Annotated in this window: 17 protein-coding genes and 1 pseudogene; 8 read left to right on the plus strand and 10 right to left on the minus strand. The window is 24.9% G+C overall.

Features of this window, described 5'->3' with window-relative positions; translation table 11 throughout:
- Positions 1–434 precede the first annotated feature (434 nt).
- Positions 435–968 carry a transposase gene (locus MBCUT_RS03080; protein ID WP_245634933.1) on the plus strand — a complete coding sequence of 178 codons (534 nt, stop codon included), beginning with the start codon at positions 435–437 and terminating at the stop codon, positions 966–968.
- A gap of 70 nt (positions 969–1,038) precedes the next feature.
- Here the strand turns inward: MBCUT_RS03080 and MBCUT_RS03085 are convergent, their stop codons facing one another.
- A complete protein-coding gene (locus MBCUT_RS03085; RefSeq protein WP_067258752.1) occupies positions 1,039–1,284 on the minus strand; it encodes a tyrosine-type recombinase/integrase in 246 nt (81 codons plus the stop codon).
- Entirely contained in the window at positions 1,256–1,408 is a 153-nt protein-coding gene (locus tag MBCUT_RS11250; RefSeq protein WP_169805380.1) for a hypothetical protein, read from the minus strand. The genes MBCUT_RS03085 and MBCUT_RS11250 overlap by 29 nt, the downstream gene beginning before the upstream one ends.
- A gap of 137 nt (positions 1,409–1,545) precedes the next feature.
- On the opposite strand from MBCUT_RS11250, the gene MBCUT_RS03090 reads away from it, so the two are divergent.
- Positions 1,546–2,115, plus strand: a complete 570-nt coding sequence (locus MBCUT_RS03090; RefSeq protein WP_067258754.1) for a site-specific integrase — start codon at positions 1,546–1,548, stop codon at positions 2,113–2,115.
- A 364-nt stretch (positions 2,116–2,479) separates the two neighbouring features.
- Here MBCUT_RS03090 and MBCUT_RS03095 read toward each other — a convergent pair whose 3' ends face one another.
- The 4 genes from MBCUT_RS03095 to MBCUT_RS03110 form a co-directional block, all read right to left on the minus strand.
- Entirely contained in the window at positions 2,480–3,178 is a 699-nt protein-coding gene (locus MBCUT_RS03095; protein ID WP_067258757.1) for a hypothetical protein, read from the minus strand.
- Positions 3,175–6,120, minus strand: coding sequence for an HsdM family class I SAM-dependent methyltransferase (locus MBCUT_RS03100; protein WP_067258759.1), 2,946 nt, complete (start codon positions 6,118–6,120; stop codon positions 3,175–3,177). Before MBCUT_RS03100 ends, MBCUT_RS03095 begins: the two co-directional genes overlap by 4 nt.
- A 721-nt stretch (positions 6,121–6,841) precedes the next feature.
- Positions 6,842–7,213 carry a DUF2283 domain-containing protein gene (locus tag MBCUT_RS03105; RefSeq protein ID WP_067258760.1) on the minus strand — a complete coding sequence of 124 codons (372 nt, stop codon included), beginning with the start codon at positions 7,211–7,213 and terminating at the stop codon, positions 6,842–6,844.
- Positions 7,206–7,391 carry a hypothetical protein gene (locus MBCUT_RS03110; RefSeq protein ID WP_067258761.1) on the minus strand — a complete coding sequence of 62 codons (186 nt, stop codon included), beginning with the start codon at positions 7,389–7,391 and terminating at the stop codon, positions 7,206–7,208. Before MBCUT_RS03110 ends, MBCUT_RS03105 begins: the two co-directional genes overlap by 8 nt.
- Before the next feature lie 293 nt (positions 7,392–7,684).
- Here MBCUT_RS03110 and MBCUT_RS03115 point away from each other — a divergent pair, with 293 nt between their 5' ends.
- Positions 7,685–8,965: a hypothetical protein gene (locus MBCUT_RS03115; RefSeq protein ID WP_067258763.1), complete on the plus strand. Its 1,281-nt coding sequence runs from the start codon at positions 7,685–7,687 to the stop codon at positions 8,963–8,965.
- A gap of 301 nt (positions 8,966–9,266) precedes the next feature.
- Here the strand turns inward: MBCUT_RS03115 and MBCUT_RS03120 are convergent, their stop codons facing one another.
- On the minus strand, positions 9,267–9,800 hold the full coding sequence (locus tag MBCUT_RS03120; RefSeq protein WP_067258765.1) for a site-specific integrase: 534 nt from the start codon (positions 9,798–9,800) through the stop codon (positions 9,267–9,269).
- A gap of 1,156 nt (positions 9,801–10,956) precedes the next feature.
- Between MBCUT_RS03120 and MBCUT_RS03125 the strand changes: the two genes are divergently transcribed.
- The gene (locus tag MBCUT_RS03125) at positions 10,957–11,577 is read left to right on the plus strand and encodes an MBL fold metallo-hydrolase (RefSeq protein WP_067258767.1); all 621 of its coding nucleotides are present in this window, start codon (positions 10,957–10,959) and stop codon (positions 11,575–11,577) included.
- Between the two features lie 139 nt (positions 11,578–11,716).
- On the opposite strand, the gene MBCUT_RS03130 is transcribed toward MBCUT_RS03125, so the two are convergent.
- From MBCUT_RS03130 to MBCUT_RS03140, 3 genes are all read right to left on the minus strand, one after another.
- Entirely contained in the window at positions 11,717–12,367 is a 651-nt protein-coding gene (locus MBCUT_RS03130; protein ID WP_067258773.1) for a potassium channel family protein, read from the minus strand.
- Between the two features lie 376 nt (positions 12,368–12,743).
- Positions 12,744–14,198, minus strand: a complete 1,455-nt coding sequence (locus MBCUT_RS03135) for a TrkH family potassium uptake protein (RefSeq protein ID WP_157082451.1) — start codon at positions 14,196–14,198, stop codon at positions 12,744–12,746.
- 393 nt (positions 14,199–14,591) lie between these two features.
- Positions 14,592–14,813, minus strand: a complete 222-nt coding sequence (locus MBCUT_RS03140; protein ID WP_067258777.1) for a TRAM domain-containing protein — start codon at positions 14,811–14,813, stop codon at positions 14,592–14,594.
- Positions 14,814–15,315: 502 nt separating this feature from the next.
- On the opposite strand from MBCUT_RS03140, the pseudogene MBCUT_RS03145 reads away from it, so the two are divergent.
- The 4 genes and pseudogenes from MBCUT_RS03145 to MBCUT_RS03160 all read left to right on the plus strand — a co-directional run.
- Positions 15,316–16,365, plus strand: a pseudogene (locus MBCUT_RS03145) (UPF0104 family protein); the annotation flags it as partial.
- Positions 16,366–16,914: 549 nt separating this feature from the next.
- The gene (gene fhcD / locus MBCUT_RS03150; RefSeq protein WP_067258781.1) at positions 16,915–17,808 is read left to right on the plus strand and encodes a formylmethanofuran--tetrahydromethanopterin N-formyltransferase; all 894 of its coding nucleotides are present in this window, start codon (positions 16,915–16,917) and stop codon (positions 17,806–17,808) included.
- Positions 17,809–18,467: 659 nt separating this feature from the next.
- Positions 18,468–19,001, plus strand: a complete 534-nt coding sequence (locus MBCUT_RS03155; protein WP_067258784.1) for a beta-class carbonic anhydrase — start codon at positions 18,468–18,470, stop codon at positions 18,999–19,001.
- A 598-nt stretch (positions 19,002–19,599) separates the two neighbouring features.
- On the plus strand, positions 19,600–21,174 hold the full coding sequence (locus MBCUT_RS03160; RefSeq protein WP_067258786.1) for a bifunctional ADP-dependent NAD(P)H-hydrate dehydratase/NAD(P)H-hydrate epimerase: 1,575 nt from the start codon (positions 19,600–19,602) through the stop codon (positions 21,172–21,174).
- Positions 21,175–21,759 lie beyond the last annotated feature (585 nt).

Genomic DNA, 21,759 nt, shown 5'->3' on the forward strand with positions numbered 1-21,759 from the left:
AATTTTATCAACCACTTCTTTTGTTTTTTTTGTTTTTAGTAATAGAGAATTTTAATTCACATTATTTTATAAATAACACTAATATTTTAGTTATTCTCTAATTTAAATATCGTATTTTAATTTTATCTATAATAATCATTATATATTAATAAGAAAAAAATTTTAATATAATTTTTAACCTATTATCTCTATTACATTATTTTCACTCACTAAATCTTTAATAGATTTTATAAGCAATAAATATATAGGTTTTTTATCTTATTTATAGCTTTCTGAGACGGTTTTCAGTGGTTTAAAAGTGTATAAATTGACTTTTTATTGAAAAAAGTGTTTTGAATATGGTGCTTTTCATAAATTTTGCACCATCTTCTATACAAAAAATTAATGTTTTTTAATTTTTTCTAGTTTTTTAAATTTTATATGATATTTTTTTGGTGCAAATAAAAGAAAAAATATATCTTGAAAATTCTACATATCATATTATTATGTTTGATGATGAGTTTTCTATTCCAGAAGAAGCTAGAGCAATGAATGTTTTTAGAACTATTCGTTGGCCTAAAAGTGAGATATATTGCCCAAAATGTAAATCAACTAAAATTCATGATAAAGGACTAAGGTATGATACTCGTAGATATCAATGCCAAGAAAAAGATTGTGCTCATAATTTTAGTGATACAGATGGTACTGATTTTCATTATAGTAAGCTTACTATGGGCGAAATTTTTTATATTTTATTTAATATTAATTACAAATCTGTAAAAGTAATGTCTGAAGAATTAGAGCGTTCACGATCAGCAGTTAATGACTTAGTTAATAAATTCAAGGAATCTTTTGAAAAAAATGAGGATTTGGAATATGATGTTGAAGAGGAGGAAGATGATTTAACTATAAATGAAGTAAATGAAATTCCTACTGCTCCAATGGGAAGAATTCTTAAAAATGCAGGTAGCCATAGAAAATTGAAATAAATATATAATTTTTCAAACCTTTCTTTTTGTTCACCATGATTATATAATAAATTTTTTAGAGAGTATATTTTCACCATTTAATAGATTTATAACCCATTTTCATATCTTCATTATCTACTCTTGTGTATATTTGGGTAGTAGCTATGTTTGTATGCCCGAGTAGCTGTTGTACTTCATTCATAGGTCTTTTAGCTATGTTCAGTAAGTATATTGCGGAGCTGTGTCGTGGTGTATGTGGTGTTAGTTTCTCTTGATAGTTTGTGCTTTTTCCTTGTTCTTTTAGTCTTTTATCTGTTTTTATTGCCCATTTTAACAAGATTTTCAATAACTCTTATTGATAGAGGTTTACCATATTTATTTGTAAATAGATAGTCAGTTTTGTCTTTTATTTTTTTGTAAAATGTTCCTAAAATCTTCATAATAGGAACAAAATTTTCCACATAGAGCTACATACTTATAAGAATTAACATGAAACATATTATTTTCTGTTCCTTAGTATAAATATTTATATGTTATCAGGAACTATATTTAGTTAATGAAGCTAGAAATTTAGCTGAAAAGGAGGAACATTTTTCTTATGATAAATTTAAACAAAGAAGAAATCATCATATTATTATATAAGATTAAGGAAGATCCAAAACATTTTGAGAAATACTTATTCTACAAGCTACAATACTTCTATGCTCGACGAAGTCAAGAAATAGCTACACTAAAAATAAATGATATTAATTTCATAGCTAATGAGATAACATTTCACATAGCTAAGAAAAAAGAAAACACTAAACTAACTTTAACAATGATAAAAGACATTGATAAAGATATTAAAAAAATAATTGAAAAAAATGGACTAAAAGACGATGATTATGTATTCTTAAAGGGGTCTAATGAGGAAAATTTTAAACGGAATATGCGAACATACTTAGAGCGAAATAGTGAAAAATTAATAGCTAAAATAACTAATAAATCTAATATTAGTTTGAATACTCATGATTTTAGACGTTTAAGAGGTCAACATTTATATCTTGCAGGTAATAGTATAGAAATAATTCAAAAATTATATTATCATAAATCAGTAGATCAAACATTAGATTATCTTCAAATACACGAAATCGAAGTCAATAGAATGTTGCTAGAAGATACTAGTTAGCTATATGTTGAAAATATATAAAAATAGAAAAGTAAACCATTAGCTATTTGGATATTATTCCTGAAAAAAGTGTTGTTTTATTTATTAACTAAGGAATATTAGGATACAGACCCATGTTTATGTTGTACATGCAGTTTTTTACAGAATTTTTTAAAACGCATCATTATTAATTAAAGTATGTATGTACTACACTTTCTATACGAGAAGTAGTAGCACACTATATAATATGTAAAAAAACCTGTAAAAAGTAATATTTAGTATAGGTATTGTAGAAAAATAAAATCATGATTAATTAATAAAGATTAAAAAGTAGCTATTGAAATATAAGATGATAGGAATTAAAATAAAAATTAGACTTAATTTATTAATTAAGTATTGTGATATCTTTATAATCAAACATTAAGTGATGGATTAAAATTGTGGGTAACCTTGAATTCCTTTTGTGTTTTGAATTATACATATAATCAAAATTTTCAACTGTATTTACAGGACTCAAAATCTTTAAAGTATGTATGTTTTTAATATTATTTAATTTTTTATTAAGTTTATTAATTATATCTGAAATTTCTCCTTTTTCTATATAACCTATCATAATTGCATTGTTCTCATTGCTTGAATATGTTCCAGTTATAAATTTCATCAGTCCTTTTCTTATATAATTATCATTGAGTGTATTACTGCCATCTAATCTTTTGCATTCTATGACAAAATATTCTTTGGGATTAAGTGTGAATGCTTGTGTTATATATGTTATTCTTATATCATTGCGACCTTTTTCATGATAAGTTGTTGTCCCATCTTGAGTTTCATTATTTGCTAGGATATGTTCTAATGAAAAATTTGAGTGAGATTTATATTTATTTATATAATCCTTTAGTTCCGCATTGTAACAATCTTCTGGTCCAAATCTTTTTAATCTAATATACTCTCGAGTATATGGCTTTGACTTTCTACGATTCATGATTTTTTCGTATACAAATACTAATAAATCTAATATTTTTTCGTATATGACTTCTTTGGAAAAGTTGTCTTTATATTTAAATTTATCAGAATTTAATATCACAATTCCTCCTTCATTGTTAATGCTTCCATAAATTCAATTATATCATGCCTTGCAACAGCAGGATGCCAATTTTTAAATTCATTAGGTTTTATCACATAAAAATAGTCTTCATCAAATCCTTTAATATCTCTTTGCTTATATAAATGTTTTTTTTCTTCTAAAGAAATATTGCCCAAAAAATTAATTAAATCATTATTTTCTTCATAAGTAATCATTTGTTCTGGTTTTTTCTCATCTACATTAAATTTCATCCCACTAAATTGAGGATTATTAATTATATTTACATTGAAAAACTCATTATTTTCTTCATTGAAATAACTTTTAAAATGCTCAATAAAAATATTTGCATATTGCTCTAGTGTATCTTTATTAGCTTCTTTAAAAATATTCATTTTCGTTTTTTCATCTCTAGTCATTGGAATGGAAATATTAATAGCATAATCCACTAAATCCTCTTCTATTTCACCAAAACTAAATAGTGAAAAAATTTGATTATCAATGACATTTTGAATCGTTTTTTTCTCTTCAAAAAACCCTTCAGAAACATTATTCATATTTTCAGTATTCAATTTCAATATTTTATTAACATTTTTAACTATTTCTTTACTTTCAACCATTGGGATTGAACGGAGTTCATTTTTAGAGAAAGTGTCTCTTTCAATCCCTAAAGATGAAAAATCCATTAATGCAAAATAAGTAAAAAGTTTAGAATTTATTACACCTAAAATTTTCTTTAATGTATCTATATCGGTCTTTTTACCTTTAATAGCAAACACACTATTCTTAAAAGCCCATTTATCTTCAGATAATGTAGATATACATTGCATATGCTTGTTAACACTTAGTTTCATTAATAAATAAGGAGGTTGTAAAATTTCAGGATCTTTTTCTGGAGTGTTTTTATCTTTTCTATCTCTTTCGACAAACTCTAATTCAGGAAATTCATCTTCCCATTTTTTAACATTACTCTTTTTAATAAAATACCGTTGAAGCATTCCCTTTTTGAGATCTAAATAGTTATATTTTTTCAAAAATTCTGCACTTTTTTTTTGTTCCGAAGCAGTATTTCCTACTAAGATACCATTTTTATCAATAATTTTTTTATTATTTATATATTCTCCTAATGTTTGATTAGATTTTAATCTCTTCATGAGATTAATATCTAAAATGTTACCATATAATAAAACTTTCCATATCCAATTGTTATTAATAACAAAATTTTGGCTAATATGTTTAGTATCAAACTTCTGCTCCACAACAGAATTTAACAGATAGAATAATCTATTAGGTTTTAATGATATATGTTCTATAATATTATCTTTATCATCTTTTGAAAATTTTTCATAAAAAATAATTGCACCAGGTCCAACTGCATTACTAAATATTTCTTTTCTTAATGTAGAAAATTCTAAAATTTTATTAATCTTGAAATTTTCTAAAAAATAATTCATAAACTTTGACTGTTTTTTATATAAAATTTTACTAGACACAATCAAAGCTATACTAGATTTTGTACTAATTAATTCTCCAGATTTAGCTAAAAATGATTCCGCAATCTGTTTGTTTGAAACTGGAATTTTCTTTTCTTTATACCAATCTAAATGATATCCATTATCAGAACCCCACGGAGGATTTCCAATGATAAGATCAAAAGGTTTTAATTTGTTAAGATTGAAATTAGGAGTAGGATTAAAAAAATCATCATCAAAAAAATTAGTGTATTTTAGCTTTGGAAATCTGAAATTTTTAATATCTTCATCAGATAAATAGTCTAATATAGTTAGATATATTGAAAAAATGGATATATTAATCGCATCAGAGTCTTTATCAATTCCATAAATATTTTCAGTTACTAAACTTATTAATTTATCACTTGATATTTTTCCATTCAATCTATTTTTTTCTATGATTCTTCGTAATGATTCAACTAAAAAAACACCAGATCCACATGAAGGATCTAAAATTTTACATGAAGAATTAGAAGACAGATGTTTATCTAAGGTTTCATCTAATATGTAATCAACCAAAAATAAAGGAGTGTAATAAGCTTTTTTTTCTTTTTGTTTATTTTCCTTATTTAAACGTTCATAGGTTAGAAAATATTCATAAATATTGCTTATCAATTCAACAGGAATTATTTTGAAATTATATATATCTCCTAATATTTTTTGGTTTTTTTCAAGATCTGTTCCTTCAAACAATTCAAATAGAATATTTAAATGTTTTTGTTTAACTTTTCTTTCTTCAAATGGGATTATTGGAAATAAATCACCATTGAATTTATTTTTGAGTCGTTTAAAAAAATCATAAAGCTTTTTTTTATTTTTTATAAGTTTAGAAAATTTTAATTCGTTGTTATCTTGATAAAGCTCTTTTAATTTAAAATTCCTATCTATAAGATATCTTGAAAATAATAATCTTCCAAATAAGTTGTGAATTATAGGAATATCCAATCCATCGTCTTTAAGTTTGATCTGTGCTTGCTTTAAATTGTCTAATAAATAATCTTGGACTTTTTTGCCTTTGATTTCATATTCTTTCCATGCATTTCCACTAGATATATTATTTATATTAAACTTATCTAAATCAGCATCATTAATATTTAATTTCTCTAAAAAGCTTTCTTTTTCATTGAAAATTTTTGAGTTATATATAAATATTTGATTAGAAATTATAACAAATAAAATAGGAATTTCATTCAAGTTCCAAATATCATTCAACAAATCATTTATTTGCTTAGTATATTGATTATGGTTATCAAATTCTTTGAATATTATTAAAGGATTGTTATTAAATATGAAAATAGCACTATAATCTATAAATTCTAAAGAATTCTTAATACGAAGAGGAACATCTTTAATTAAATCATTCTTATAGCAAATTCCATTTTCTTCGCTTAATCCTAACTTAGCTAATAAATTATCTAGTGATGAAATTGACATTAATAATAATTAAGGATTTGCTTATTTATATCTTTTTCCATATTTTCGTATAGTTATACAAACTTAAAGTTTTTTTTCTTTTGTATTGTAATTTATGGATTTTATTTCAAATTTAAAAGTTTTAATCATTTAAATATATAAAAATCTTATTCCTCACACATGTCCTATTTTTGTTTTTTAGTAAATTTTATATTGTTTATTATTTTAATATATTTATGAGTTTGTGAATTTTTGTAAGTTCTAAAAATTGTAAAAATAATAAAATATTCTGGGGACTCCAGTTGTCTTTGAAGAAAAAACGCGCAATCTGACAGTATGATGATCAATTGGAGTACTGAGACATGAGAAATCCCAGGATCGGGGTTCAAATCCCTGTGACCCCATTTATTTTATTTCTTTATTTTTTTCCTTCTTTCTTTATTTCTTATAATTTTTAGAACTTACAACAATTTACAACCTCATAGATATATTAAAATAATAAACAATATAAAATTTACTAATTTATTATGCTAATTATTCATGTTGAAAAAATAGTATTTATGTTGAAAAAGCGATAGTAATATATCCTAATTATTCAAAATGAAAAAATATGTCTATAATGTATTGTACTAATTTTTAGATTATGTGTCTTAAAATATTAAGTATAAAATATATTTTTAATGAGAGTCAAAAAACATATGTTTTAATGGACTCTAATTAAAACCCCATTAAAAAAGAATTTTTATGCTGTTACTAAATTGGCATCCCATTTAGGCAAGTTAATGTCATTGGCAATGCTTGCATTAGTCAGTTTGATTTCTTCATGATTACTAACTGGAAGAGTGAAAATAGCATTAACAAATATTACATAATCAGTTACTTTAACAGATAAGCTAATATCACGAATATTTTCAAGGCTGGATTCATTAACATCAAGTACATATGATGCATTAAGTATTTCTAATGCAATAAACTCATTATCCTTGTTAAAGTCCATAATAACATCATCAGTTAATTCAACACTTCTTTCATGTTCATAATTTTTAACTTTAATAGATAATGCATCAACAGTAGAATCATATTTATAATCTACTAATATTGGTTCTTTAATCATGGAATTTTCCCCTCATTCTTTCAGTTGGAAAAGTAGTTACTAATCTAATCTCATCAAGATTTTTAATAAATATCACAACTTTGACATGATATTTATCAGATTCAGGATGATTATAGAATACAAGAAATTTATTATTCTTGGAAAGTTTCATATAAACTGGTAAATCGTTTTTAATCAAGTTATAAACTGTATCATATTCACAATATTTTCTCTTTGTGTTATCAAGAAAATGTTCCGAATCTGTTAAATAATATGTTCATTATTTTTTAATTTTTCAAGAATAAATTCCATATCACTAACAGTATACTTAATAACAACCACCAAATAATTTTGTTTATAATTAATAGCAATATATTATATGTATATATTGTATTTATACCTTTTCAAATAGTTAAATAGGAGTTCAACAGAAAAAGCTAATAATTAATAATAAACTAAAAATAATTAACAAAATATTCTGGAAGTATGTATATGAAAAAGAAAAATATCCAAATCATAGGATTTGATAAAAAATCACTAACTGATAAATTTGGAGAATCTGTATTTGCTAGTACTTTTAAAACACCATTAGATTTCAATGAATTTGAATTTAACTTCATTGATATGACTAACACTAAAATATGGGAAAATAATGAAGACAATGCGCACAATATTAATTGTCAGAAAGACTTAATTCATTTAAAAGAAATGATTGAAGAATCAAATAAAGAAACAATTATTATGTACCCACGAGAATCTGAATTTAAATTTGATTCATATGGTCCTACAAATGCAAAAAAATATGATAGTCACATTGATTTGAAAAATAATTTAGATAATATTGTAGAAATACTACAAGAATCTTTTGGAATCCCAAAAGAAGAGATAAAATACACAAATCAAATCACCAAAATTAATGACCATAACTTTATTTCTAATTTTTATTTTGCAGGTTCTGAATTAGAAACAATAACATTTTCAAACTCGAAAAAACAAACAACATTAAAAGCAAACAACATTATTCTAACTACTATACTCATTAACAGCTATGAAGAATTACGGATATTTTTAGAGGGTATTGGATGTATTAAAAAAAGTCAAAAAATCCCTGATTGGTTCACAACCATTGAAATGTTCGATGATGATAAACAAAACGAAAAAATTGAGGAAATTGATGAGGAAGTTTTGAAACTTAAATCAGAAAAAATAGTTGCTTATGAGAAACTTAAAGAAAATAATAAATATAAATCTATTCTATACACTCAAAGCACAGAATTGGAAACCGTTGTTCGTGAAATATTAGATGAAATATTAGATACTAACTTATCTGACTTTGAAGATGAAAATTTATCTGATTTTTTAATTGAATTGGAAGATTTAATATTTATAGGTGAAATAAAAGGATTGACAAAAAATTTGAAGACAAGAAATGTTTCACAACTAAGAACACACAAAGAAGAATATCTTAATGAAATTGAAGAAGCTAGAATAAATGAAGGAATAGATTTAAAAGATTTAGAAACATATATTGAAGAATTAGATAATAAAATTAAACCTTTAATGATTGTAAACAGATACTTAGATATTCTTCCAGATGAAAGAGAAAGAATTAACTCTCGCCAAATTAATTTAGCTGAGAGTGATGGTAGTTTATTAATCGAAACAACTGTTTTACTTAGTATGTTTGAACAATTTTTGAAAAGTGATTTAACAAAAGAAGAAATTATTGAAATATTAAAAAATAGAACTGGTTTATTAGAATTTCAAGAATAGCCCACATCCTGTTCTATACACCATTCATCTTCGCGAACTACCTTGCCTTATTAGTTTCTTCCCGTCTTTATTTCTTAGTTTATTAAGAAATTACAGCTTTTTAATTAATTTTATCTGTTTTTATATAAATGCTTTATCCAATATTTTCATGATATTTTTTAACTACAGAATCAATATTATATAAATTTATAAATCATACCAAGTAAATAATATTAACTGGAGCTGGAGCATTTTATCTGCTTTTTCTTTGTTTCTGTCTTTCTTTCTTAGTTTAAATCTTTCATTAGCATTTTATTTACTTCTATTTCTTTAATTTGTAAGTATCTATTGTTTGATCTAAAGAATTGTGTGCATAAAGGCTTTTGATAATTTCTAAGTCATTTCCTACGAGATATAAGTGTTGACCTCGTAACCTTCTGAAATCATGTGTGTTTAGAGTAATATTTTTGTTTGTTAGTTGTTTTATTATTTTATTACTGTTTCTTTCTAAATATGTTCGCATATTTCGCTTAAAGCCATCAAGTTTAGTCTCATTATCAACAAAAATATAATCATTTGGTGTTTTAGTATTATTTCCAATTTGTTGTTTTATTTCATCACCTATATCATCAAGCAATATTAAAGTTAGTTTAGTCTCTTGTTTTTTCTTAGCTAAATCAAATGTTATTTCTTTTTTATCAAAATTTATATCAGTTATTTTTAACATAACTATTTCTTGACTTCTTCTACCATAGAAATACTGAAGTTTGTAAAAAAGATATTTGTTAAAGTGTTTTGGGTCTTCCTTGACTTTATGTAAGAATAAATTGATTTCTTCTTTTTTTAAGTTTATCATATTTTTTGTTCCTATTTTTTGTAGGATTTTTTGAAATTCTATTTTAATATTGTTCCTTATGATATATAAATATTTTTATTTAGGAGCATAAAATCTAATATTCACACCATAATTTATAAAAAGTGTATTGAATGAGGAAAATTTTGTTCTGATAATAGTTATATTCTATACATCATATAAACTTTATTGAAAAAATAATCTATATATATATATATATATATATATATCATAAATAAGTAAATAAAAAAACTTCATATACAAAAAAATCTAAAAAAGAGAGTGTTTCATAAGTAAGATTTTTAAAAAATTTAATAAAAGTATTCCTCATTTAAAATCTTTAAATATTATATAACTACCTATATTATTTTATTTATTAAAAATAATATTTAAAAAATCTATAATTTAAATTTAAAATAATATAAATTCTTTAAAAATTGAATTAAATAAAATAATTAATTTATTATAGCTATTAATACATATTTTATCAACTATTTAATATTTAAATGATTTTTATGGAAAATAATTTCATGAAAATTTCTAAAAAAGTGACTTATGAGACACTCCCAAAAAAGAGATATTTATTAATTACCAAAGTTTAGCAACAGATAACCATAATTGGGAAACATCTTCTAATGCTCTCTATAAACTCTTTAAATTTTACTTAATGACTTTTTAATAGTTTTTTATGAAACTATTTAAAAATAAAAAATCCATCAACATAGCTATTAAAATGTATCAGCTACTTAAGATATCTCGATGAATTATTGAAAATCTAAAAACTTATTAGCTAAAAAACTAAATAATATAGCACAAGCAAAAAAAACTAAAAAATGAAAGAATCATCTAGGCTTCTCCTGTCTTTAAATTAAAAAATACTCAATCTAAGTATCTATTTGGGTGTTGAGACATGAGAAATTCTAGATCGGGGTTCAAATCCCTGTGACTTCATTTTTTAATTAAAATATTATAAATATTGTAGTTTTTACTTTAATGTTTTGAAACTATAGTAAAATTATCTTAACTATATTTTTTATTGTATATTTATATAAATTTATAATACTTTATTAAATGATTTATATTATTTTTAATTAACTAAATAATATTTTAATGTTTTTTAATTTCTAGTTTTTTTAGATTATAAATAAAGAGGGATCAAATGGAAAAAATAAATGATATAATTTGCATTCAAGGTTTTGGTGCTGATTCTAATTGTTATTTAATCGATAATATTTTAGTAGATACTGGGACTGGCTTAAATAATGATTATTTGTATAAACAAATTAAAGAATTAGAAATGAAACCTGACGATATCGATTTGATAGTTAATACTCACTGTCATTATGATCATGTAGGAGGAAACTATCTATTTGAAAATGCAAAAATAGCTATTCATGAAAATGATGCCGCACCACTTGAAAATGCAAACAATCCTTTGACTGCATCTTTTCTCTTTGAGAAATCTATTAAAAGACATGATGTAGATAAAAAATTAAAAGAAGGGGATGAAATAGCTAATTTTGAAGTTTTACACACTCCTGGACATACATCTGGAGGAATATGTTTATGGGATGGAAAAACTTTGATTTCAGGAGACACCGTTTTTGCAAATGGGGGATTTGGTCGATTGGATATCGGTGGAGACTCTCAATCCATGGCAAATTCTCTGGAAATGCTTAAAAAATTAGATGTAAATTATTTACTCCCAGGACATGGTCCTTGGGTAGATAATGGAAAGAAACATATAGAATTAGCTAACCAAATGTTTTTTAGTATTTAATTTAAATGTTGTTTTCAGTTAAATTAAAGATATAATTAATTTTAATTTTTTTTATTATTCTATTGGAAGTATAATCATTGACTTTAACCAATAATAATTATTGAAAGTATAATCGTTGACTTTAATCAATAATTATCATTTATGCTATAAATTGTTTAGTTGCTTTTTTAAAGGCTCCTCTTTTTACTAATATTGAAATCTTATTTCCTTTATTTAAAACAGTATCATGGGCAGGTATTTTTAGTTTGTTTCCATGATAAATAGCTATTATAATGTAGTCTTTAGTTGGAGACACTTCTGAAACTTTTTTCCCATTAATTTTTTCGTTGGTAATGACCATATCAAGAATTTCAGCGTCTCCTTTTCCAAACGCCGTTAGATCAGCCACATTTGGCCGTGTAATTAACTTTTCAAGAAATCCTGCAGCAGTTCGCTCTGGACTTATTACATTGTCGATACCTACCTTTTTAAAAGCTTCTTCATGGTCAGGATTACTTACACGAGCTATTATTTTAGGTATTCCATAATCTTTAACTAAAATACAAGAGAGTAGGTTTGCTTCATCATTACCAGTGGCTGCTACAAAAAAATCAGCATCTTGAATATTAGCCTCTTCTAGAGTTCTTGTATCTGTACCGTTTCCACAGATAATCAAAGCATCTAATTCAACAGATGCATTTCCACATAATCCTTCGCAATTTTCAATTATAGTTATATCATAACCATCATCTATTAGAAGTTCAGCAAGATTGAGACCTACACGCCCTGCTCCCATTATTACAACATACATTTATTCACCCAGTGTCTTAAATTTAAAATTTTTATTAATTTCAATCTATTAATAATTTTAATAGTTAATTATTTTTAGATAATGTCTTATTATTATGTCATCAAATCATTATAAATATACTTATTACGCCTAAATATAATTTTTATCTTTATATATTCATTAATATTGAATTTAATAGTAATGCTTTAGTTTGATAATGTTTTAATGAATTTTCATTGATTTTGATAAAATTATAGATATATTTGATAATGTTTTAATGAATTTTGTATTGATTTGATAAAATTTTTATAGTTTATCTCTAATTTTTGTATTTATAAGCTTTTCTAGAATTCTTTAGTTTGAATTTATTGAAACTAATAATCTTTCGCGTTTTATATCAATAAGCTTTTCTAGAAGTCTTTACTTTGAATATTTCTAAAATACTTCTTAAAATAACAAGTACTGGGATAATTTCTAACCTACCTATCCACATATTAAATATCATTACTATTTTAGCCCCCATAGGCAATGTCTCGTCTATAATGCCAGAACTTAGTCCTACATTACCTTGCATGGAAACTACTTCAAATAATGAATCTAGTCCATCGTAGCCATACAATACTAAGGCTATCCATCCAATAGCAATAAATAGGAAATAAAGAGATATGTAAGAACTTGTTTCTGCAATTTCACGTTCCTTTATTTTCTTATCTGCAATTTTTACATTTACCACTCTTCCTTCTGGAGAAATTATATTGGTAATGTTTTTAGAAACTGATCTTAGGAAAATTATCACTCTAGATAATTTTATTGCACCAACTGTGGAACCTGCAGACCCACCAATGAGCATTAGTAATAGTAGTATAACTTCCATTACAGATCCCATTATTGTTATATTATTAGTACTATCTATGTTCGCTCCAGTTGTAGTTATAGCAGATATAGTATGATAAACTATGTTCATTGGCATAGAAGTAGTGGCCAAATATATTATCACACTACTTACTATTATTAAAAAAATCATGATTCTAAACTGTAAGTCCTGAAAAATAGCTAATCCTTTAGTCTTAAAAGCCCTATAATGGGTTAAAAAGCTTGTAGCACCTAAAATCATCAAAAACATTGATATTAAATAAAAAGTATTGTTATTATAAAATCCCATATTTGCATTTTTTATAGACATCCCACCTGTGGCTATTGTGGTAAATGTATTGTTTATTGAATCAAAAATAGGCATTCCAGCTATTATAAATAACGCTATTCCAATAATAGTATAGACCACATATATCTGCAGTATTTTTTTTAAGGTATTTCCTACACTAGGTTTTATTCTTTCTTCTCTGGCTTCTGATTTATAAAGACGCGCAGCAGCTTTTCCTGAGTGGATAAATATAGAAATTATCATTACTACCACTCCTAAACCACCAATCCACTGTTCTAAACTTCTTAAAAATAGTATTGATTTAGGTAAAGCTTCAACATCTGGAAACATTGTAAAACCGCTGCTAGTCCATGCAGACATGTTTTCAAAAAAAGCATCTAAAAATGAGACATCGAGACATATTATCATTATTAAGCTACCTACAAATGCAGCCCAAAGCCAAGCTAAGGAAGATATCATCATTCCATGCTTTAATCGTATTCTTCCCTTATCAATATTTATTTTAGTAAGTACAGTCCCTATGCCTATGGATATAAAGGCAGGAATTATAAATCCTAAAAAATTAGAATATTCTTTATAGATTAAAGCTACAAGTAATGGTATTAAGACACTTATACCCACTCCTTGCATGATTTTTCCTAGATAGTGAGCTACAATATAAATGTCTTTTTGATTAACATATCTCATCAATTATCATTTGTATTTTAAGTATAAATATTTATTCAAATTATAATATTGTTTAAAAAATGTATTATTTATAATTCTGATAATAATAGTTTAGAAAAAATAATATTGTATATTATTAGCTATTTTTCTATATTTTTTAAAATTGTTTATAATTTTTTATAGAAAAGATACTTTCTTTTAAATATATTTCAGTAATAAAAATGAGTATTTTATTGTAATTGATTTTTTTATTTTATGAAAATGAGTATTTTGATATTAGTAGATTTTTTTATTTTATGAAAAAGAATATTCAATATAATATATGGAATTTTATATATGAAATTAATATTGATTAATAAATAGCTAAAATAGCTATCTATCAATATATTAATTCGTGTCAATTATAGTAGTATTTAATTATTCTACTATTTCACCAAAAGCGAATTTTCGGCGAGTTGCATTGACTTTTACTTTAACTTCTTGACCAACTTCAGCGCCAGGAACGAATATAACAAATCCTTCTACTCTAGCAATTCCGTCTCCAGTCTTACCTTGGTCTTCTATTTTAACGTCATACTCTGTCCCAACTTCCACTGGGCAGGAGTACTCTTCTTGTTTACTATAACTATCTTCAAACATTTAAATCATCCTAGTATTGGACTGTGCTTTCTAGCAATAAATATTTCAAATCAAAAATTGAATGAAATAATCTCGTCCTACTGCAATGCAAAAATAATAATAACATAAAAATTAATTTAAGCAACCAATCAAAATTTTAATTTTGTAGAAATAATTATTAAAAAATAATATTATCAATCTAATAAAATTTAATTAATCCAGAAAAAAACTTATGATATATCTCTTTTATGCATTACTATTACACTGTTTTTTAAAGTATATAAATATAACTAATTTTTATAATTTTTTTTATCAGTTTTACTTTTTTCAATTTGATTATAATTTTATTATTACTTATTAATATTTACTAAATCTTTATATCATAATCAATTTAAATCAAGAATTTTATAATTTTACAATACATAACTTTAATAGATATTAAATCCAAGTTCATTGATATAAAATAATTACTCATTAATCATAATTTATTACTTCTATTATTCACTTGGTAAGGGAGAGTGCAATGAAGCATAAGTCATTTATACTTTTATTAATTGGTCTAGCTATAATGGCTGTAATGTTATATTTTGTAGGAATTGAGAAAATATTCGATGCCTTGAAATATGCTAATTTTTGGTATATACTACTAGCTATAGCTATTCAAATCATAACTTACTACTTATTCGCCCTTAGATGGCAGTTAATAAATAAAATAGCTGATATCAACATTGGAATCAAATCTTTAATCCCTATGGTTTTAGTTGGAATGTCAATAAATAATATAACTCCTAGTGGACGTGGAGGAGGAGAACCTGTAAAGGCTTATTTATTATCTAAATACAGTGGAAAACCATCTGAAGAAACTTTTGCTTCTGTAATAGCTGATAGGGCCCTAGATACATTTCCTTTTTTAGTTTTAGCTATTATTACAATTATTTCAGTAATACTTTACTTCAAATTAAGCTATTTAATTGTTACTATTTTAATAATTTCAGTAATTGGAGTAACTGTAGCTTTCCTTCTCTTGATTTATATGTCTATTAATCAAAAAGCCGGAGAAAAGATAACTGGTTGGATAATAAGGATAGTTAAATTTTTCTATAAAAAAGGACCAGAAAACTTAGAAGAAAGAATCAAAAAAGCTATTTTAGGTTTTCAAAAGACTATGAAAATGGTACTTTCAGATAAAAACATTCTTTATTATGCTTTGCCTGTATCTTTCTTACTTTGGGGTGCTGAAATCTTAAGAGTATATTGTGTATTTCTTGCTTTTGGAGCTACTGTTTCTCCACTTCTAATTGGGGAAGTTTTCATAGTAGCTAGTTTAATTGGAATGATCCCCATTCTTCCAGGAGGTCTTGGTGCAGTTGATGGTACTATGATCCTTTTATTTAGTTCTGCAGGGATACCTTCATCTATAAGTGCAGCTGCCACAGTTGTTGAAAGACTTATATCTTTTTGGTTGACTACAATAGTTGGTTTTGTTATATTACCTTATTATGGAGCATCTGTGCTAGATAATATTTCTCTAGGCAGTATTGGTGAAGAAAAAACAGTCGAAGAAGTAGTTGATGAATTAGATTATATCGAAGATGATCCTGATTTTCCAAATGATTTTAAATCAGACACGAATAAAAACTCTGAAATTTATGATGATGATAGTGTTGATGATAGTGAAAAAGACAGCACTAATGATGATGTGGATAATAAGGGTCTTGAAAGGAGTCGTGATGATTTAGAAGAATAGTTAGATTTTTTCTTTATAGTTTTCTAATTATTTTTTAACTAATTTTTTATTTTTATTTCTTTTTTAATTTTATTTGAATTAACTAAATATTTTTTGATTATTTCTATTTTTTGGATGGGATGTTTAATTGGATTACTTCTATTTTTTGGATTGGACATATTATTGGATAGTTTCTATTTTTTCAAAATCGATGAAAATTGAATAGAATTTTTCAAACATTGAAAATTAAATAGAAAAGTTTATTTTATTATATTAATATAAAATTGAATTATAATGAATATATATAATTTATAAAAATTTAGTTATAATTAATATATAATTTATAAAAATTGAATTATAATTAATATATTTTATAAAAATTGAATTGGTGATAATATGCAAATAAATGGTGTAGATATAAAAGATACTTATGCAGAAGCTTTTGGAATAAAAGTTTCAAGGTTACTGGTTACTGCAGCTACTAAAAAATTGGCTAAAATTGCAGCTACTGAAGCTACTGGTTATGCAACATCTGTTATAGGATGTCCTGCAGAAGCTGGAATAGATGGTTATGTTCCTCCAACAGAAACTCCTGATGGGAGACCAGGATATAATATAATGATTTGTAATTCCAGTAAAAAACAACTTGATCATGAATTATTAGAAAGAGTTGGGATGGGAATACTAACAGCTGCAACTACTGCTGTATTTAATGCACTTGAAGATGAGGATGAAAAACTTAAAATTGGATTTAAATTAAAGTTCTTTGGAGATGGCTATGAGAAAGAACTTGAAATTGACAACAGAACAATTTATTCAATTCCAATAATGTCTGGAGATTTCTTAGTTGAAAGTGAACTCGGTATAAAAGATGGAGTAGCTGGAGGAAACTTTTTCATATTAGCTAATTCTCAAATGGAAGCATTAATAGCTGCAGAAGCAGCAGTTGATGCTATTCATGCTGTCCCAGGAACAATAACTCCATTCCCTGGAGGTGTTGTGGCTTCTGGTTCTAAAGTAGGCTGTAATAACTATAATTTCTTAAATGCTTCAACAAATGAAAAAATGTGTGTTACTTTAAAAGAAGAAGTTGTAGAAACTGAAATCCGAGATGATGTTCATGGAATTTATGAAATCGTTATTGATGGAGTAAATGAAGAACAAATAAGGAAAGCAATGAGTGAAGGTATTAAAGCTGCCTGTACTATTAGTGGCGTTAGAGAAATTAGTGCTGGTAACTATGGTGGAAGTTTAGGAGCTTACAAAATCAATCTAAGAGATTTATTCTAATCTCTTCATTTTTTATTTTTTATTTATTCATAGCAATAACCTATATCTCATTTTTGTAGTTTTTTTAAATATAACTTATTTTTTTATAAAATATTTTTTCTAACTATATTACTTGAAAAAAGTTCTTAAAATTATAGTATTTATTGATAATATTAATTTTACTCCTTATTTTTTATAAATAAAATGATTTTAATGATTTAAAATTTATTATTTATAAATCAAATGTTGAGTATTGTAATTAATTAATTTTTTAAATTAAATGTTGAGTATTGTAATTAATTAATTTTTTAAATTAAATGTTGAGTATTGTAATTAATTAATTTTTTAAATTAAATGTTGAGTATTGTAATTAATTAATTTTTTAAATTAAATGTTGAGTATTGTAATTAATTAATTTTTTAAATCAAATGTTGAGTATTGTAATTAATTAATTTTTTAAATCAAATGTTGGATACTATAATTAAGCTTTTTAAATTAAATATTGATTATTGTATTAACTTATTTTCAATATTTTTGTTCTATTTTGTTCTATAAATCAATAATAATTAACTATTTTCAATATTATATTATTTTATTAATCAAAGTTATTACTCATTTACAACAACTGACTATCAGAATATTTTAAATATTAAGTAATATAAATCAGTTATGAGGTTGTAATAATGATATTAGATGAAATTTTACTTAATAATAAGGAATTTGTAGAAAACTTTGAAGTTGTTAATTTAAGCCATCTTCCTCAAAAGAAGTTAGCTATTGTAACATGTATGGATACAAGACTAGTTGGATTTTTAGAACCTGCTCTTGGAATTGAAAGAGGAGATGCAAAGGTAATAAAAAATGCAGGAAACAATGTAATAGACTCCGACGTCATAAGATCTGTAGCAGCAGCTATTTTTTCTCTTGGAGTAGAAGAAGTGATGTTAATAGGTCATAAAAACTGTGGAATGGCTAATGCAGATGTTAACAAATTAAAAGCCTCAATGATAGAAAAAGGAATCGATCCAGAAGAAATAGCTAAAGTTGATCTTAAAGAATGGATTGGGGCTATTGAAGATGAAGAATCAAATGTTTTAAATGGTGTTGAAAAGATTAAAAATTCTCCTTTAATTCCTGAAACCGTCCCTATTCATGGATTAATAATAGACCCTACAACTGGATCTTTAGATGTCTTGATAAATGGATATAAATAAAATTTTACAATATAAACACATTACTTTTAAAATATACATTTTTTAAGCTATATTGGACAAAAATTCTCAAAATTATAATATCTTTAATAATATTAATTTTAATCATTATTATTTATAAATAAGCTATTGAGAATTTCAATTTCTTTTTTCTAGGCTGTCAAAAATCGATTAGATATTTAAATTTCAGATTAAAGGTTTTAGAAAGCCACATTCTAAATCTTATTTTTCCTGCCTTATTTGAAATAAATAGTCCAATCTTAAGAGTTTTTTTGTTTAATCAAATAGAAAGCTTTTATTAAATTTTGAGAAAATCTGGCCATTATTTTGACAGTCTTATTAACTTTATGGACTATTTTTAATTTTTTAAACTTTTACTTTCATAAAACACTATAATTATAATAATTATAAAATAGATAATATTACAAAAAGACAGTTAATTTAAATATTATCCTTATTATCATTAATCTCTATCTAAAAAATTAATGTAATTAAAATGGAGTAATTATAATTGATTAATAAATTAATAACTGAATAATCAATTATAATTTAAAATAATCATAATATTGAAGGAAAATAATCATAATACTGAAGGGAGAATATGAAACCTATTGATATGATAGCAACTGATATTAATTGTGAAGATTTAGGTCTTTCTAGACTTTGTTTAATGGAAAATGCTGGTAAATCATTATCTGATGAGGTAGCTAAACTATCAACTTACACCTTTTCAAAACCAGTTAAAATAGCTATTTTTACAGGATCTGGAGGTAATGGGGGAGATGGTTTTGTAGCTGCTCGTCATCTTCTTAATCGTGGATTTGAAATTGAAATATTCATGCTAAGTCCATTGGAAAATATAAAATCTGCTGATGCTAGAAAAAATATTGAAATTTTAATGAACCTGACTCCTAGATTTTCAAGACTAGAGATTAACTATATTGATTCAATAGAAGATTTAGAAAAAATATCCATAGCTAAATCTACAAGCTTCAGTGAACACATAATTCTCGATGGAATACTAGGTACTGGAATAAAAGGAAAACTTAAAAAGAAAGTTAAAAAAGTTATTGAAATTATTAATGAATCTAATGCTTTAAAAATTTCTATCGATGTTCCATCAGGAATGAATCCAGAAAACGGAGTTATTGAAGATGTAGCTATTAAGCCAGATTATACATTAACCTTTCATAATATAAAATCTGGTATTAAAAAAGCTGATGAAGAGTTAATTGGTGGAATAATAACTTCTGATATTGGAATTCCAATTGAAGCTCAAATTTTCCTTGGAAAAGGTGATCTTTTAAGGTTGAAAAAAAGAGATAGCTATTCTCATAAAGGTAAAAATGGTAAAATTTTAATTGTAGGTGGAAATGAAGATTACACTGGGGCTCCTTCAATTGCAGCCTTATCATCAATCTCAACTGGTACAGATATCGTTTACATTGCCACTCCAGAGACTGCAAGTTTAGCTATAAAATCCTATTCGCCTGATTTCATAGTTAAGCCTCTTAAAGGAGATTATTTAAATCCAAATAACTTAGACGACATTTTAACTATTGTTGAGGAAGTTGATGCAGTTTTACTAGGTCCAGGATCTGGCCTTAATAAAGAAACAGGTACTTTATTTAATATTTTAGCTTCAAAAATCAAAAAACCTATAGTCATTGATGCAGATGGATTAAAATTAATTGATTTGAGTTTAATTAAAGATAGGGAAGATATTATAATAACTCCTCATCTTTTTGAATTTAAATCATTCTTTTCAAAAATAATCAGTGAAAAATCTTTGAAAACTGAGTTTGAAGATATTGATTTGAAATTTGATAATTTATCCCATGAAAAATTGATGGATAAATTGGCTATTTTCCAAAAGATTGTTAAAGATATAAAAGGAACAGTCATATTAAAAGGTAAAAACGATTTAATTTTCAAAGGTAACAAATTAAGAGTTAATAAAACAGGAAATCAAGGAATGACTGTTGGAGGAACGGGTGACTCTCTTGCAGGAATAGCTGTAAGCTTATTATCTCAAGATCTATCTTCTTTTGATGCAGGAGGATTGAGTACATACCTAAATGGTAGGGCCGGAGATTTAGCTATGGAAAAATACGGAAATGGATTCAGAGCATCACAACTCAGTGAATTTTTAGGTTATTTAATGAAAGGTAATTGAGGAATTGAAATAAAATTATTTTGGCTTTGTAGAAATCATGTTTGAATTTTTGTATTGTAATGTTTTTGTGTGGTGATATATGTCATAATAAGTGTTTTTGAGTTCAGTTTCTTTATTTTTTTTAGTTGATTACGTATTTTGGTTAATAGCTTTGTTTTGCTGTTTTTTTTATCATTTGTTCTTTTGATTGAATTGTTATTATAATTTTTATATTTTATTGTTGATAGCTATTGTTTTAAATTTTATTTGTTTTTATTTTTATATATGGGAGGGTCGGCCAAAAATAGCTTTTTTCAAAAAAAAGTTTCTTCTTTTGCTAAACAAAAGATTTTCCTAAGATTTTGACAAGCCGATATGGAATTTTGGCCGACCCTCTATGGATATTATATATTATTAGGTATGTTGTTATAATTTGTTATTTTGATTTTGATATTGTTGTGTATAGATATTATCTTTTTGTAGGTTTTTATTATAAATAGTTCGTATTTTTATAGTAGTTAATTATATATAGTATTAATTATTTATGTAAGTTAGAATAGTTATTCATGATTTGAATAATATATATATATATATATATATATATAT

This window comes from Methanobrevibacter cuticularis (genome assembly GCF_001639285.1).
GTDB lineage: Archaea > Methanobacteriota > Methanobacteria > Methanobacteriales > Methanobacteriaceae > Methanobaculum > Methanobaculum cuticulare.

Coding starts and splice junctions, on each gene's coding strand:
- MBCUT_RS03160 (WP_067258786.1), top strand. CDS start 19,600: ATGAAACCTATTGATATGATAGCAACTGATATTAATTGTGAAGATTTA.
- MBCUT_RS03100 (WP_067258759.1), bottom strand. CDS start 6,120: ATGTCAATTTCATCACTAGATAATTTATTAGCTAAGTTAGGATTAAGC.
- MBCUT_RS03090 (WP_067258754.1), top strand. CDS start 1,546: ATGATAAATTTAAACAAAGAAGAAATCATCATATTATTATATAAGATT.
- MBCUT_RS03115 (WP_067258763.1), top strand. CDS start 7,685: ATGAAAAAGAAAAATATCCAAATCATAGGATTTGATAAAAAATCACTA.
- MBCUT_RS03140 (WP_067258777.1), bottom strand. CDS start 14,813: ATGTTTGAAGATAGTTATAGTAAACAAGAAGAGTACTCCTGCCCAGTG.
- fhcD (WP_067258781.1), top strand. CDS start 16,915: ATGCAAATAAATGGTGTAGATATAAAAGATACTTATGCAGAAGCTTTT.
- MBCUT_RS03125 (WP_067258767.1), top strand. CDS start 10,957: ATGGAAAAAATAAATGATATAATTTGCATTCAAGGTTTTGGTGCTGAT.
- MBCUT_RS03120 (WP_067258765.1), bottom strand. CDS start 9,800: ATGATAAACTTAAAAAAAGAAGAAATCAATTTATTCTTACATAAAGTC.
- MBCUT_RS03130 (WP_067258773.1), bottom strand. CDS start 12,367: ATGTATGTTGTAATAATGGGAGCAGGGCGTGTAGGTCTCAATCTTGCT.
- MBCUT_RS03105 (WP_067258760.1), bottom strand. CDS start 7,213: ATGATTAAAGAACCAATATTAGTAGATTATAAATATGATTCTACTGTT.